At 38.2% G+C, this 14,299-nt stretch carries 12 protein-coding genes; 2 read left to right on the top strand and 10 right to left on the bottom strand.

The annotated features are described in order from the left end of the window. Positions 1-400 precede the first annotated feature (400 nt). The 10 genes from gatB to ATZ99_RS01300 form a co-directional block, all read right to left on the bottom strand. A complete protein-coding gene (gatB, locus tag ATZ99_RS01345; protein WP_068747439.1) occupies positions 401-1,828 on the bottom strand; it encodes an Asp-tRNA(Asn)/Glu-tRNA(Gln) amidotransferase subunit GatB in 1,428 nt (475 codons plus the stop codon). Positions 1,829-1,840: 12 nt separating this feature from the next. Beyond that, positions 1,841-3,292 carry an Asp-tRNA(Asn)/Glu-tRNA(Gln) amidotransferase subunit GatA gene (gatA, locus tag ATZ99_RS01340; RefSeq protein WP_068747438.1) on the bottom strand — a complete coding sequence of 484 codons (1,452 nt, stop codon included), beginning with the start codon at positions 3,290-3,292 and terminating at the stop codon, positions 1,841-1,843. A gap of 22 nt (positions 3,293-3,314) precedes the next feature. Further along, a complete protein-coding gene (gene gatC, locus ATZ99_RS01335; RefSeq protein ID WP_068747437.1) occupies positions 3,315-3,605 on the bottom strand; it encodes an Asp-tRNA(Asn)/Glu-tRNA(Gln) amidotransferase subunit GatC in 291 nt (96 codons plus the stop codon). Between the two features lie 83 nt (positions 3,606-3,688). Continuing rightward, a complete protein-coding gene (locus ATZ99_RS01330; protein ID WP_068747436.1) occupies positions 3,689-4,840 on the bottom strand; it encodes a pyridoxal-phosphate-dependent aminotransferase family protein in 1,152 nt (383 codons plus the stop codon). A 69-nt stretch (positions 4,841-4,909) separates the two neighbouring features. After that, a complete protein-coding gene (gene ligA / locus ATZ99_RS01325) occupies positions 4,910-6,925 on the bottom strand; it encodes an NAD-dependent DNA ligase LigA (protein ID WP_068747435.1) in 2,016 nt (671 codons plus the stop codon). A 25-nt stretch (positions 6,926-6,950) separates the two neighbouring features. Beyond that, positions 6,951-9,146, bottom strand: a complete 2,196-nt coding sequence (gene pcrA, locus ATZ99_RS01320) for a DNA helicase PcrA (protein WP_068747434.1) — start codon at positions 9,144-9,146, stop codon at positions 6,951-6,953. Positions 9,147-9,161: 15 nt separating this feature from the next. Beyond that, complete coding sequence (locus ATZ99_RS01315) at positions 9,162-9,479, bottom strand: YerC/YecD family TrpR-related protein (RefSeq protein ID WP_068747433.1); 318 nt, start codon at positions 9,477-9,479, stop codon at positions 9,162-9,164. A gap of 36 nt (positions 9,480-9,515) precedes the next feature. Then, the gene (gene pepV / locus ATZ99_RS01310; RefSeq protein ID WP_068747432.1) at positions 9,516-10,886 is read right to left on the bottom strand and encodes a dipeptidase PepV; all 1,371 of its coding nucleotides are present in this window, start codon (positions 10,884-10,886) and stop codon (positions 9,516-9,518) included. 98 nt (positions 10,887-10,984) lie between these two features. Beyond that, positions 10,985-11,539 carry a phosphatase PAP2 family protein gene (locus ATZ99_RS01305; protein WP_083947283.1) on the bottom strand — a complete coding sequence of 185 codons (555 nt, stop codon included), beginning with the start codon at positions 11,537-11,539 and terminating at the stop codon, positions 10,985-10,987. Between the two features lie 11 nt (positions 11,540-11,550). After that, positions 11,551-11,964 (bottom strand): adenine nucleotide alpha hydrolase family protein, encoded by a 414-nt coding sequence (locus ATZ99_RS01300; protein WP_068747431.1) that lies wholly within the window; start codon positions 11,962-11,964, stop codon positions 11,551-11,553. A gap of 322 nt (positions 11,965-12,286) precedes the next feature. Here ATZ99_RS01300 and ATZ99_RS01295 point away from each other — a divergent pair, with 322 nt between their 5' ends. Further along, the gene (locus tag ATZ99_RS01295; protein WP_187694803.1) at positions 12,287-13,330 is read left to right on the top strand and encodes an Ldh family oxidoreductase; all 1,044 of its coding nucleotides are present in this window, start codon (positions 12,287-12,289) and stop codon (positions 13,328-13,330) included. Between the two features lie 53 nt (positions 13,331-13,383). Beyond that, positions 13,384-14,295, top strand: coding sequence for a peptidase (locus ATZ99_RS01290; protein ID WP_068747429.1), 912 nt, complete (start codon positions 13,384-13,386; stop codon positions 14,293-14,295). The last annotated feature ends 4 nt before the right edge of the window (positions 14,296-14,299 follow it).

The following is a 14,299-nucleotide window of genomic DNA, read 5'->3' as shown; positions in this document are numbered from 1 at the left end:
CAAAACTTAGTAGTTCTTTGTATGCCAACTTTTTCCATATAGGTTGGTAAGGGGTATTATTGTCTTTTTTCATCTGAATATTTTTTATTTCCATTTTTCGGGTATTGACATATTACCGTGAGTCTTTTTAGTATTTATTTTAAATTTAAAAACTTAGAATAACAAGTGAAAATTTAACCAAGTTTTTAATTTTGACATAATTTATATATTCTCCACAAAATTCATTTTTCCTTCTTAACCGATATTTAATCTTAAAATGTTGTCTGACATGTTATAACTACAAATAAAAAAAGCCTTTAAAAGGCTAAAAATGAATACAGCAAATATTTTATTTTAAAACACCCTTTTTATCAATATAAATTTTTAACAAAATAAATCAATACCTCTCTTTTATTGGTCTTTATCCTAATAGTTCTTTTAAAACCTTATTCGCCAATTGAGGATTTGCCTTGCCCTTAGTTTCTTTCATAATTTGACCAACAAGAAATCCAAAGGCCTTTTCCTTTCCACTTTTGTAATCTTCAACGGATTTTTTGTTCTCTTCTATAACCTTTTGAGCTACCTTTCTTATTTCATCTTCATCGGTTATCTGTACCAATCCTTTTTCTCTAACAATCACTTCAGGGTCTTTCCCGGTTTCAAACATCTCCTTGAACACATCCTTGGCTATTTTCCCGCTTATGGTGCCATTATCTATAAGTTTCAGCATTTTTACAAAATCAGCAGGTTTAAAAACTACTTCATCAATTTCCATGCCCTTTTCATTTAACAGTCCCAGTAGCTCGGACATAACCCAGTTGCTTACTATTTTTGGGTCATGATAAAGTTCTACGCATTCTTCATAAAATTTTGCAAAGGACTTGCTGGAGGTTATTACCGATGCATCGTATTCGGGAAGACCGAAATCCCTCATGTACCTTTTCTTTTTTTCATCGGGTAATTCGGGTAAGGTGGTTTTGATTTCTTCTACCCATTTTTTATCAATAATCATCGGTACAAGATCGGGATCGGGGAAATACCTGTAATCGTGGGCCTCCTCCTTACTCCTCATGGATGTGGTAATGCCCCTTGCTTCATCCCACCTTCTCGTCTCCTGAACCACTTCAAAGCCCTGTGTTAGGAGTTCCCTCTGCCTTTTTTCTTCGTATTCCAGAGCCCGTTTTACAGCTTTAAAAGACCCTAAATTTTTAATTTCCACCTTCTTTCCGAACTTTTCCGAACCCGCAGGCCTCAGGGAAATATTTACATCACATCGTAAAGAACCTTCCTCCATTTTACAGTCGGAAACCTCAATATACTGAAGTATTGTCTTTAACTTGTTTAAATAAAGCCATGCTTCCTCCGCGGACCTCATGTCAGGCTCGGATACGATTTCTATCAGGGGCACTCCCGTCCTGTTTAAATCCACAAGGGAATAACCCTTGCCTTCTTCATGGACAAGCTTACCCGCATCTTCTTCCAGGTGAAGCCGGTTAATCCCTATTCTCTTAACATTGCCATCAATCTCTATTTCAATATAACCTTTTCTTGCCAGGGGCATGTCATACTGAGAAATTTGGTATGCTTTTGGCAGGTCCGGGTAAAAATAGTTTTTCCTGTCAAATTTGGAATACTCGGCGATCTCGCAGTTTAATGCGAGGGCAGCTTTTATCGCATATTCCACCGCTTTTTTATTTGTAACGGGAAGAACGCCGGGCATTCCGAGGCATACCGGGCAGCAGTGAGTATTTACATCTTTTCCAAATTCCGTGCTGCAACCGCAGAAAACTTTGGATTTTGTAAGCAGTTCTACATGTACCTCAAGGCCGATTACGGTTTCGTAAGACATCTTACAACCTCCTCAATCAAGTTGCGGCTTTCTCTTTTCCAAATTAACAGCTTTTTCTAAGGTATAAGAAACTTTAAGCAGGGTTCCCTCGCCGAAAGCCTTTCCTATAAGCTGTATCCCCACCGGTAAAGCGTTTGAAAAACTAACCGGTATCGAAATTGCCGGAAGACCGGCCATATTGACGGGAATGGTGCATACATCGGACATGTACATTTTCAAAGGATCGTCCACCATCTCTCCTATTTTAAAAGCCGTAGATGGGGCTACGGGAGATAAAATTAAATCATATTTTTCAAAGGCTCTATCAAAGTCCCTTTTGACAAGAGTCCTGACTTTCTGAGCTTTTAAATAATAGGCATCATAATAACCGGCGCTCAAAGCATAGGTACCAAGCATTATTCTCCTTTTTACTTCAGCCCCAAAACCTTCGCTTCGGGTCTTTTTATATAAATCTATTAAATCGTCGTAATTTTTTGCCCTTACTCCATACCTTATTCCATCGTACCTGGCAAGGTTTGAGCTCGCCTCCGCCGGGGCAATAATATAATATGCCCACAGGGCATATTCGGTATGGGGAAGGGAAATTTCTTCACAAAAAGCTCCCATTTTCTCCAGTAATTTGGCTGTAGATAAAACTGCCGATTTTACGTCTTCATCAATACCTTCGCCCATGTATTCTTTTGGAATCCCTACCCTTAAACCCCGTACATCTTCTACAAGGTATTTAGTGAAATCATCGACAGGAACATCAGCGGATGTAGAATCCTTCTCATCCCATCCGCAAATACTATTTAGCACTATGGCACAATCCGTTACATCTTTGGTGATAGGGCCAATCTGGTCGAGGGAAGAAGCATATGCGACAAGACCGTACCTGGATACCCTTCCATATGTGGGCTTTAATCCTACCACTCCGCAGTAATTTGCCGGTTGTCTGATAGAACCGCCGGTATCGGAACCAAGGGCATATATACATTCATCCGCGGCCACAGCTGCTGCAGAGCCACCGGACGATCCCCCCGGAACCCTTGTTTGATCCCACGGATTTCTTGTCGGGAAAAAAGCGGAGTTTTCAGTAGAAGAGCCCATGGCAAATTCATCCATATTCGTCTTTCCAATTATTACTGCATTATTTGTTTTTAATTTTTTGATAACGGTTGCGTCATAAGGGGGAATGAAATTTTCCAATATTTTCGAAGAACAGGTAGTCCGCAAATTATATGTACATATATTATCTTTGATTGCCACAGGAATACCCGATAAGAATGTTGAAAAGTCCCTGGTATTGTCAACTTCCTCGCTATTTTTAAGAGCTTCTTCTTCGTTGATGGTTACATAGGCTCTAACCTTATCCTCCACCTTTTGAATTCTCTCTATGACAGAAAGTGTTAATTCCTTTGAAGATATCTCACCCTTTTTTAAGAGTTCATGAGCTTCGTGAATTGTAAGTTCATAAAGCTTCAATTTTGTTACCTCCTATTCGCCTTTATTCTTCAATAACCCTCGGGACTTTAAAGAAACCCTTTTCGCTGTCCGGAGCATTTTTTAATACCTCTGACAAAGGAAGGCTTTCCATAACAACGTCTTCTCTAAAGACATTATGAATTGGAATTACATGGGATGTAGGAGGAACATTTGAAGTATCCAATTCGGATAATTTATCCATATATTCCAAAATAGAACTTAATTTTTCTGCCATTTCTTTTTTTTCTTCATCGTTCAGGTAAAGTCTCGCTAAATTAGCAACATGTTCTACGGTTTCTTTGCTAATCTTCACATTTTCACCTCTTTCTCATTTTTTAACGAGTATTATTTTATCATTTTAACCAGCTATATACAATAAAATTAATCGCCGGAAAATCATAAATTTCCGGCGAATATTTCTGAAAGTTTTTTTCCATTACCATTAATATCCCAATGAAAATCCTGAAGCGCTTTTTGGAATTCCGCAAAAAACTTGAATACCCTGTCATCCCTTGCATTTTCTCCCATATGTCCTATTCTCCATACCCTGCCGGAAAGTTTTCCCCAGCTGCCTGCTATCATTACTCCGTATTTTTCAAACAGATGCCTTCTAAACCTTACATCGTCAATACCTTCGGGAATATTAAAGGCCGTCACCGTATCCGATTCGAACCCTTCTAAAGGATAAATTTGAAATCCTGCCTGTTTCAAAGTTTCTCTAACGGCCTTCCCTATTTTTTTATGCCTCCGGTAAATATCCTCCCCATCTTCCAAAGCTATTTTTACCGCTTCGCTTAAGCCGTAAATATCCGAAACGGGCTGCGTATAAGGGAAGATGCGCTTTTCCTTCCACATTTCCTGCCATAAAAGTAAATTCAGGTAATAACCTCTAATAGGAGTCTTTCTGTTTTTTATTTTTTCCCAGGCCTTTTTACTTACAGAAAGAAAACTCAAACCAGGAGGGGCTGATAAACATTTTTGAGACCCTCCAAGAATAACATCTATACCCCATTCATCCGTATTTATCCTTATGCCTCCGATAGAGGAAACAGCATCAACTATTGTAATAATTTCTCTTTCGTGTAAATACGGACATAATTCTTCTATAGGATTTATAAGCCCAGCTGGAGTTTCGCAGTGGACAACAGTTGCTATTTTTACGTCAGGGTTTTTATTCAAAGCATTCTCTAAATCTTTTATAGTTACAGGTTCATTGTATTCTTTATTAATATATACGGGTACACCACCGTACATTTCTACAAAATCGCCAAAACCTTCTCCAAAAACACCGTTAGCCACACAAAGCACCTTATCACCGGGTTCAACCAAAGAGGCAACGGAAGCCTCCAAACCCAAAATTCCTTCCCCGCATAATACAAGTACATCTTCTTTGGTATTGAGTAATTTCCCCAGTTTAAAGCATAAATCATCGTAAAAGGCAAAAAATTCTTCATCCAAATCAGGATTTGTAATCGGTTTAGAGATAGCCTGCCTTACCCTTTCCGATACGTAGGTAGGCCCAGGAGTCATCAGAAGAATATCTTTCATTTTCTATGAGCCTCCTCTTTTTTAAATAAACAGTTATTATTTGGCTTTTATTACCGAAGTTTTGTAATTTTATTTTTCAGTTTTTATTAGTTCCAAGAATTGTTCCTCATTCAATATTTTTGTTCCCAGGTTTCGAGCTTTCTCAAATTTAGACCCCGGTTCTTCTCCCACTATTAAATAGTCGGTTTTTTTACTTACGCTATCGGTAACCTTTCCTCCGAGGCTTTCAATTAATTCCTTTATTTCGCTTCTTGAAAAATTCCTCAGGGTTCCCGTTATTACGAAGGTAAGACCGTTAAATATTCCTTCTTTATTTTTTTTCTCCGCTTCACCTTTAGTATTTACTCCCGCATTCCTCAGTTTAACTATAAATTTTTTGGTTCCTTCATTGTTGAAGAAAGCAATTATACTTTGAGCCATTTTTTCTCCAATTTCGGGTATTTTTATCAAATCTTCATAGGAAGCATTCATCAGGTCTTCCAGGGATGAAAAATTCTCGGCGAGAATGGAAGCGGATTTTTCTCCAATAAAAGGTATCCCCAGGGCATATATTAATCTTGCCAATGGCCTTTTTTTGCTTTCCTCAATGGCTTTTAAAAGGTTGGCAACGGATTTTTCACCCATTCTCTCTAAAGGAATAAGGTCTTCTCTTTTTAAATAATATATATCGGCGGCATCTTTAATCAATCCATTTGATAAAAGTGCATTTACAATTGCGGGTCCCATCCCTCGTATATCCATAGCATCCCTTGAGACAAAGTGTTCTATACTTCTTCTTACCTGTGCCGGGCAGGATGGATTGGTGCACCTGTATGCTACCTCTTCCGCAAGACGTATAACTTTTTCCCCGCATTCGGGACAATTTTCAGGCATTACAAATTCCTTTTCTTCCCCGGTTCTTTTTTCCTTTAAAGATTTCACAATTTCCGGTATTATGTCACCCGCTTTTTCTACTATAACTTTATCCCCTATCCGGATATCCTTTTCTTTTATGTAGTCCACATTATGAAGCGTTGCTTTGCTCACGGTACTGCCTGCCAATCTAACCGGCTTTAAGATAGCTGTGGGTGTTAAAACGCCCGTCCTCCCCACCCTTACTATTATATCCTCTACCGTTGTCTCTTTTTGCTCTGCAGGAAATTTGAAGGCTATAGCCCAGCGCGGGCTTTTAGCAGTGTATCCCAGCTTTCTCTGTAATTCAAGGGAATTTACTTTTATTACCATACCGTCTATTTCGTAGGGAAGCTCATGCCTTTTCTCAGCAAAGCTCATGCAGTAATCTATGACATCAGCAAAATTATCAAAAAGTTTGGCATAAGGATTTACTCTAAGTCCCACTTCCTCATAGAACTTGAGAATTTCAAAGTGAGTGAAAAATTCAATTCCCTCGTAATACCCTATGCCGTAAACAAATATATTAAGAGGCCTTTTCGCCGTAATTCTTGGATCTAACTGCCTTAATGAGCCCGCAGCCGCATTGCGCGGGTTTGCAAACAGCGGAAGCCCTTCCTCTTCCCTCTCTTCATTGAGTTTTTTAAAATCTTCTTTCGGAAGGTAAACTTCTCCCCTAACTTCAATGATTCTCGGTTTTTTATCCACGGGAAATTCCAATTTTAAAGGTACGCTCTTAATAGTCCTTACATTCTGCGTCACATCTTCTCCAATTTCCCCATCGCCTCTCGTTGCTGCCCTTTTATATATTCCATCTTCATAGGTAATAGAGACTGCCAGGCCATCTATTTTTAGTTCAACAACGTATTCCACTTTTGAGCCTGCTATTTCTTCCACCTTCCGGTTGAAATCCAGCAGGTCTTCCCTGGTATAAGCATTGGATAAACTCATCATAGGAACCCGGTGAACTACCTGGGCAAATGCCGAAAGGGGTTCCCCTCCCACCCTCTGAGTAGGAGAATCGGGGGTGATGAATTCAGGGAAATTCTCCTCAAGTCTTTGCAGTTCCTTCATCAAATTGTCGAATTCCGAATCGGTAATCTTAGGATTATCGAAAACATAATACTGTTTATTATGAAAATTAATCATTTCTCTCAATTCGGCTATCCTTTTTTTAGCTTTTTCCCTATCCATTTCCCCACCTCCAATCAAGGTAAGGTCAATTCATTTTAATAAGCGGTGCGTATTTGGCTAAAAGGTGCTTTTTGCCTTCTTTTTCAAAAAATACCGTAATCTCTACATCTTCACCGGTTCCGTGAACTTCCGTTACGATGCCCTCTCCCCATTTTGCATGTTTAATTTTATCTCCGGGATTAAAGTTAAAAGAAAGTTTTTCAATTTCCGTTGAATTGGATGTACCTTTATAAATTCCTATTTTGTTATCTTTTTCTTCCGGTACCAAATCAACTTCTTCGCCAAATAAATTCTCTTTTCCCGGTGTCACATCCTTGATCAATCTTTTTGGAATCTCTTTGATAAACCTGGATTTGTCATAGTAAGAAGACCTTCCATATAAATTTCTCTGCCATGCTCTGGTAAGGTAAAGCAGTTCCTTTGCTCTGGTAATACCTACATAACAAAGTCTTCTCTCCTCTTCCAGCTCGGCGTTATTGAAAAGGGATTTGTAATGGGGGAAAATCCCTTCCTCCAATCCCGCTAAAAAGACAACGGAAAACTCAAGGCCCTTCGCGCTATGAAGAGTCATCAAGGTAACCGCATCCTCTTCGTCGCTATACTTGTCCAAATCGGAATAAAGCGCTATTTCGGATAAAAATTCCTCTAAGGTTCCCTCGCTATTTCTTAAAACGAATTCCCGGGCAACTGAAATTAATTCCTTTATATTTTCAATCCTATCATTTGCTTCTTCCGTGCCTTCATTCTGTAGTTCTTCCAGATAGCCGGTATTCAATATTATTCTCTCCATCAATTCGGGAATTCCAATCCTTTCCTTTAACTCCCTTAAATCCTCAATCATCAGAGCAAATTCCTTCAATTTTCTGCATAGGGAATGGGAGAAGGGAAGGTTATCCTCCATTATTAATCGGAATATAGACTTACCCGTTTGATCAGACATAATTTCCAGCTGTTCTACCGTTTTACTTCCTATTCCCCTGCGGGGCACATTTATTATCCTTCTCAAGCTCATATTATCTTCATCATTCTCTATGAGCCTTAAATAAGCAACGATGTCTTTTATTTCTTTCCTCTGAAAAAACCTGATTCCCCCAAAAACTCTGTGAGGGATGCCCATTTTCAGAAAAACTTCTTCGAAAACTCTGGATTGGGCATTGGTTCTGTAAAGAACGGCGATGTTTTTATAATAATACCCATTGTTAATTAGCTTTTCTATTTCATTACCTATGAAAAGGGCTTCATGATGTTCATTCTGTAGCTCTGCAAAAAATACTTTGTCGCCCTTTCCCTTTTCGGTAAAAAGCCTTTTTTCCTTCCTTGAAAAATTGTTTTTAATTACCTCATTGGCTGCATCCAGGATGGTCTGGGTAGAACGATAATTCTTTTCCAGTTTAACCACAAAAGCATCGGGGAAATCTTTCTCAAACTCTAAAATATTTCTTATATCCGCTCCCCTGAAACTATAAATACTCTGGTCATCGTCTCCAACAACCAGAAGGTTCCGGTGCTTTTCCGCCAAAAGTTTTATGAAAATGTACTGGGCATGGTTAGTATCCTGGTATTCATCCACAAGAATATACTTAAACTTTTCACTGTAATAATCCAGCACTTCAGGATACTTTCTAAAAAGCTCTACGGTCTTCATTATTAGATCATCAAAATCAAAAGCATTGTTTTCCCTCAATTTTTTCTGGTACAATAAATAAATATTAGAGAATGTCTTTTCTCTTATATCCCGGGCACTATCGAAAGCTTCGGTTTCAGAAATCAATTTTTCTTTATATCCGCTTATTTTTTCCAAACAGGCCATCAAGGGATATTTTTTTTCATCCAAATTCAATTCCTTTAAACATTGTTTTATTATACTCTGCTGATCATCAGTATCATAAATAACAAAATACTTTTTATATCCCAATAACGGCACATTTTCCTTTAAAATTTTTACACAGGCCGAATGGAACGTGCTTACATTAAGTCCCTCCGCTTTTTCTTTTAAAAGTCTTTGTACCCTCTCCTTCATTTCATTTGCTGCTTTATTTGTGAAGGTTATAGCCAGAATATTTTCCGGCTTTACTCCCATTTTTTCAATCAGGTAAATTATCCTGTAAGTAATGACCCTTGTTTTCCCACTGCCCGCCCCGGCTAACACTAATATCGGACCGCTGCCGTAAGTAACTGCTTTTTGTTGAGCGTCGTTTAGTTCCTTTAAAAACTCCTGCAATTTTTATAACCTCCATTACTCATTATTTTTTTTATTTTTATCCATTTCTTCCAATCTTTCCAATATAATTTTGTAACCATCAGCTCCGTACTGTAAATACCTTTTAACCCTGCTGATTGTAGCCGTGCTTGCACCCGTTTTCTCGGCTATCTCTCCGTATGTATACCCTGCTTTAAGCATCTCTGCTACCTGCAATCTCTGGGCCAAAGCCTTTACTTCCCCGATGGTACAAATATCTTCGAAAAATCGGTAGCACTCATCCTTATTTTTAATCATCAAAATCGCATCAAAAAGCCGGTCAATATACGGGTCTTTAAGTTCCTTTAATTCCATAAATTAAAGCCCTCCTTAAAATAAATATAATTAAATTCAGCACGCTAATTCTTTTAAAACATAAGTGTATATTTTAAAATTCTTAATCAGGTCTTCAATTTCTATGTATTCGTCCTTTTCATGGGCTACTTCGGGTTTCCCCGGAAAGTTAGGGCCAAAGGCCACGGTATTTTTCATCATCCTGGCATAGGTTCCCCCTCCAATGGTAAAGCAATAAGCCTTTTCTCCCGTTACCTTCTCATAAGCCGCTTTCAAGGCTTTAACTATAGGACTATCTTCGGGCACATAATGAGGAGGACTGTTTTTAACATTATCAATAAAGATGCCTTTTTTTAAATTCCGCTCAATTGTCCCGATTATATCCTCTCCTTTGAAACTGATGGGGTACCTTATGTTTATTATTGCCTCCGCCTCATTTTCATTCATGTTTATAACACCGAGATTTAACGTAAGCCTTCCTGAAACTTCATCTTCAAGATTAATCCCCAAACTCTTGCCATTTGTCTCAAAGCCTATTTTGTCCATAAGGAATTTTAAAAACTCTCTTTGGCCCTGGCTTCCTGCTTTTATTTCCACAAGGAAAGAAATCAACCTTGATATCGCATTCTGGCCTTTTTCCGGAATACTTCCATGGGCAGAAACTCCATAAGATTTAATCGTTGCCTCACTCCCATTCTTAACAAGCTCTAAAGAAAATCCTGTCTTTCCTTTAAAGTTTTCCAGGTCCTTTTCCAGACCATCGTAATAATTTATTACACAATGGGCATAATCCGGCACCATATTTGCTCTTTCTCCACCCGTTAAAAATATGCTCCCATTGTTATCATCAAATTTGGCCTTTATGGAAAAGGTTAATATCCCCTTTTCTCCATTTATTATCGGATATTCTGCATCCGGAGAAAAGCCCATCGCTGGCATCTCGTCCTTTTGTAAGTAATATTTTATACATTCCATACCCGACTCTTCATTTGTACCAAAAATTATTCTAACCCTTTTTTTAAAGTTTAAATTCGCATCCTTTAAAGCTTTAAGGGCATAAAGGGCAGCAATTGCAGGTCCTTTGTTATCCGAGGCTCCCCTTCCGTAGATTTTACCATCGTGAATTTCCCCGCCAAAAGGAGGATGACTCCAATTTGATCCTTCCGGAACCACATCTAAGTGCACTAAAATTCCTATTAAATCTTTTCCTTCTCCCCATTCTGCCCAACCCACATAGTTATCCAAATTTTTTGTCCTCAGGCCAAAACTTTCTGAGAGTTTTAAAACATAATTTAAAGCATCGGCAACACCCTTTCCGAAAGGCATTCCGGGTAATGGTTTTTCTTCTACACTTCTTATCCTGAGAATCTCGCAAACAGAATTTATGAGAGCATTTTCATTTTCTTTTAAAATTGCTTCTAAGTTCATTTTCTAACCTCCTAAAATTTCATCATCTTATTAAAATTATTCCACTTTGAACGACAAAATCCTTTCAAAAAAAAATAAAAAACAGCATTATAGCTGTTTTAAAATCCATTAGTCCCGGTTAGCGCATGGGTAATAAAAGCAAATAAAGTACCTACCAGAGCACCGCTTAATACATCGGAAGGATAATGCATTCCGGTATAAATCCTTGATACTCCCACTAAGGCAGCCAGAGAATAAATTAAATAAGAATAGGCGGGAAAATAAAAGGCGAATATAGCGGCTATCGAAAATCCCGCTGCCGTATGACCTGAAGGAAATGAATAATCTTTTAACAGTTTTTTCCAAAAGGTGTTTACATTGGGCAAATCAAGATAAGGTCTTTTCCTGTATATAGTTTTTTTGAAAAACTGCACAACCCCCTGGCTTCCCGTTAACGTAATAAATGCTTCTAAAGCGGCAGATTTAGCCTCTACCTTCCCGAATAGATAAAAGAAAAGGCAAACAAACAAAGAAAAGGTGGCTCCTCCTAAATGAGTAATTTTTGGCATAATAATATCCAGATACTTACATCTTATTTTATGGTTAAAAAGAAAAAATAAATTTTTATCACCATGATGTATTAAATTTAAAAATTTTTTAATATTACCCTTCACCTAAAAGCCTCCTATTCCACAACCTCCACGGGTATGCCATTTTTTTCTACCGCTTTTATCAAAGGATTGATGATATCCTTTTCCTTCGTTGTACCAAAATTATTCTGTAAAGGTTTTCCTACTATTATATGAGTTATCTTATTTTTTTTTGCGTAATCGGAAAGGGTGTTATAGACGTTTTCACCTGCTAATATTGAGACATAACCTCCCAAGGATTTTGCATATTCAAAAAGTTCAAGAAGTATTTTATGATCCTTAAGGTCTTTATTTAACTCCATTGACTTATTAACGTATACTACGCAAAATTCGCCTCCTAACTCTCTGGCCCTGTCAGCACCCCTCTTTATTAGCCTTTCGCAGCTTTTTTGAGGAGTTACACAGACCATTACCCTGTGCACCACTGCAGGGTCAAAAACAGTCATCATGGGAAAACCCCTTTCAATATATAACTACATTTTCATTATATAAAAATTAATCTTTTCTTTCAATTGAAATTAATAAAACTAAATAACTTTAATCCCATTTCAATAATTCCAGGATAATTTCATATTGAAATACTAATTGCATATTGCAATATCCCTTGTTAACAAGCGATAAAAATTACTGGCATTAGCTGCACAGATTTACCATTTTAAAAGGACAGGAACTTTATTAATAATTTTTTTGCTTTTCTCTTCATTGGTATAACTCTTGCTATGAATAATAAATAAACAATTTATGAAATACTTTGTCAAAGGAGGTGAATTCTTGGATAGTGCAGTTATTCCCGTATCAAAACTAAGAGAGTTTTTAATAGAACTTTTTAAAGAAGTGGGTTTAAATAACTCTCATGCCGGGATAGTGGCGGATTCTATTCTATGCGCAGAATTAAGAGGAGTAAAGTCCCATGGGTTGGTTCGAGTATCTACTTATATAGAAAGGGTTGAAAAAAAAGCAACTAATATAAATGCAAAAATAAAAACTGAAAAAATTAAAAAGGCTACAGCATTGATTAATGCGGATCACGGTTTCGGGCAAATTGCAGGTTTCTACGGAATGAAGCTGGCAATTACCCTGGCAAAAAAATACGGAGTGGGTTTGGTAGGTATTAAAAACTCCAATCATTTTGGAATAGCCTCATTTTATTCTATGTTAGCATTAAAACACGACATGATAGGTATTGTATTAACCAACTCTTCTCCCGCAATAGCCCCTTACGGCAGCAGTAAACCTCTTTTAGGAACCAATCCGCTTTCGATAGCAATACCTTCTAAGGAAGAAAAACCAATAATATTAGATATGTCTACATCGGTAGTGGCAAGAGGAAAAATAAGGCTGGCCAAGCTAAAAAATCAGAAAATACCTTTCGGCTGGGCTTTGGATTCTTCCGGAAGGGATACCGACGATCCCGATTTAGCACTAAAAGGTAGCCTTGTTCCCATAGGCGGCCCAAAGGGTTCGGGATTATCTTTAGTAATAGACATCCTTTGCGGAGTGCTTACCAACACCTGCCTTACGGGTGAAGTAAAAAATGTCACCGATATGACCGGTCCCTCAAAAACCGGACATCTTTTCTGTGCTGTAAATATCGCTGACTTCATTGAAAAGAATGTATTTAAATCTAATATTGATGAAATTATTAGAAAAATCAAATCTCTGCCCTCAATTAACAATCTTCAAATATTTTTACCGGGAGAAATAGAAAACAACCTTGAAGAAAAATCTTTGAGAGAGGGTATAAATTTAGATTCAAATTTAATCGACGAATTAAGTCGATTGGCATCCCGGTATAAAATTAAAAATTTAATATAAAGATTTTAAAATAAAAATTTTTAATATAAAATATTGAAAGGAGAAGGTAAAAAATGTTTGACAAAACAAGAGAATTTATGAAAAAATTAGGATTACCGGAGGGTGACCTGTATTCCCTTCCCACATCGGACAAAAGATTCCCCGATGGAGCCCATTACAGATTGGAAGTGCCTACCATTAACAGTTCGGAAGCATTTAAAGCTTTAATGGAAGAAGCGGAGAGATTAGGAGTAACCATAAACAGGGTTGATGAGACCTATGGTTGCTTCAGGCACACCTTAGAAGAACTAAAAGAATACGTAGCTATCGCAAAATACTATCGGGTCGAATTGAACCTTTCGGTAGGTCCAAGGGCTACTTACGACACCAGCGCCACAAGACTCAGTCAGCAGGGAGTTAGAATCGGTTACAGGTTGAGGGGTATGGAGCAGATCGTCAGAGCCATTGAAGATGTAAAGAGAATTGCTGAAGTAGGCTGCCGCGGAGTTTTGGTTTACGATGAGGGCTTGCTCTGGGTGCTTAATGAAATGAGGAAAGCCGGCGAGCTCCCAAGCAATATGCATTTTAAAGTATCCGCCCACTGCGGTCATGGCAATCCCGCCAGCTTCAAACTATTAGAGAACCTTGGAGCCAATTCAATTAATCCTGTAAGAGACATGACCTTACCCATGGTAGCAGCTTTAAGAGCCGCGGTCAATGTCCCATTGGACGTTCATACCGATAACCCTCCAGGATCCGGTGGTTTTATAAGGGTTTATGAAGCACCTGAATTGGTACGCGTAGGCGCACCTATTCACCTCAAGACCGGAAACTCAGTCATCAGCGGTCATGGTGAATTGACCACAGCACAAAACGGTAGAGATATGGCAAGACAGGCTGCCATAGTAAAAGAAATGGTAGAAAGATACTATCCGGAAGCTGTGCAGAGCAAAGCCGGCACCCCGGATATGGCTATCCCAGAGTAATTTA

Origin of the sequence: Thermovenabulum gondwanense, from assembly GCF_001601575.1 — a bacterium.
Classification (GTDB): Bacteria; Bacillota; Thermosediminibacteria; order Thermosediminibacterales; family Thermosediminibacteraceae; genus Thermovenabulum; species Thermovenabulum gondwanense.
This window is presented reverse-complemented; position numbering and strand designations above follow the sequence as displayed.